This is a genomic window from Streptomyces sp. bgisy159, from assembly GCF_965341775.1.
In the GTDB taxonomy this organism is placed as follows: domain Bacteria; phylum Actinomycetota; class Actinomycetes; order Streptomycetales; family Streptomycetaceae; genus Streptomyces.
The window spans coordinates 1-1,421 of sequence record NZ_CBDQZH010000117.1; the positions used below are offsets into that span (position 1 = coordinate 1).

The following is a 1,421-nucleotide window of genomic DNA, read 5'->3' on the forward strand; positions in this document are numbered from 1 at the left end:
AGTGGGCGGTTCGTGAGTCTTTGAGTGGGTCTGCTGTCGCCTGATGGTGTGGCGGCGGGGCGGAATCTGCCGGTCCGCGGTTGGTGATCTGGTGATGTGACCGGGTGAGTGAACGTAAGCCGTACCCGAGTGACTTATCGGACGAGCAGTGGTCGTTGATCGAGCCGGTGATCACCGCGTGGAAGAACCGACATCGCTCGGTCAGCGGCCACCAGGGCGCCTACGACATGCGGGAGATCGTCAACTCGATCCTCTACCAGGGGCGGACCGGCTGTCAGTGGGCCTATCTCCCGCACGACCTGCCGCAGAAGAGCGCGACCTACTACTATTTCGCCGCCTGGCGGGACGACGGGACCGACCAGGTCATCCATGAACTCCTGCGCTGCCAGGTCCGTGAGCGGGCCCGCCGATTAGAGGACCCGACCCTGGTGGTCCTGGACACCCAGAGTGTCCACGTGGCCGCCGGGGTCCCCGCCTCCACGAGCGGCCACGATCCGGCCAAGCGGGTGCCCGGCCGCAAGCGCGGACTGGCCGTGGACGTCCTCGGCCTGGTCATCGCGGTCACCGTCCTCGCCGCGAACACCCACGACAACGCCGCGGGCATCGTCCTGCTGGACCAGGTCGCCGAGCACGCCGGCGGCACCGTCCGCAAAGCCCTCGTCGACCAGGGCTTCAAGAACCAGGTCGTCGCGCACGGCGCCGGCCTGGGCATCGACGTCGAGATCGTCGAACGAAACCCGCAGGTCAAGGGGTTCGTTCCGCAGCCGAAGCGGTGGAGGGTCGAGCAGACCTACGGGATCCTGATACTGCACCGGCGCCTGGTCCGCGACTACGAGTACCGCCCCTCCTCCTCGGCTTCCCGCGTCTACTGGGCGATGACCCACGTCATGACCCGGCGCCTCACCGGCACGAACGCCCTCACCTGGCGCGAGCCGCAGGCGGCGGCAGCGTGAATATCCAGCCCCTGCTCGACGCCCTGGACCTCCAGGAAGACGCCGCCCGGGCCCTGGCCGACGACCTCCGCGCACAGATCGACGACCTGCAGACCCGGTTACGGGAGGCCGAGACGCACCTGGAGCACCTCGCGATCACCCGCAAGACCGTCACCGGCCTCGCTGACCGGCTCCCTGCCGTCGCGCCGGACCTGCCCGAGCACCCGGACTACCCCCGCATCCTCGCCGCCTTCAACCACGCGACCGGACCGCTACGAGCCAAGGACGTCTGCGAAGCCCTCGGCCACGAACTGCTGCCGAAGAACGTGGAAGGCACCCGTGCCAAGCTGAAGCGCCTGGTCAAACTCGGCATCCTCACCGAGGCCGACACCGGCAACTTCGCCAGGAAGCAATAGCCGACCGACCCTCCACCAGCGACCTTGCCCCAACCTCAGCCAGAAACGGACATCACCTTACGAACCGCCCACT

At 67.9% G+C, this 1,421-nt stretch carries 2 protein-coding genes; both read left to right on the plus strand.

Annotated features, from left to right (window positions below):
- Positions 1–104: 104 nt before the first annotated feature.
- Complete coding sequence (locus tag ACSLTV_RS36065; protein WP_028808936.1) at positions 105–953, plus strand: IS5 family transposase; 849 nt, start codon at positions 105–107, stop codon at positions 951–953.
- Positions 950–1,348 (plus strand): hypothetical protein, encoded by a 399-nt coding sequence (locus tag ACSLTV_RS36070; protein WP_402503355.1) that lies wholly within the window; start codon positions 950–952, stop codon positions 1,346–1,348. The genes ACSLTV_RS36065 and ACSLTV_RS36070 overlap by 4 nt, the downstream gene beginning before the upstream one ends.
- Positions 1,349–1,421 lie beyond the last annotated feature (73 nt).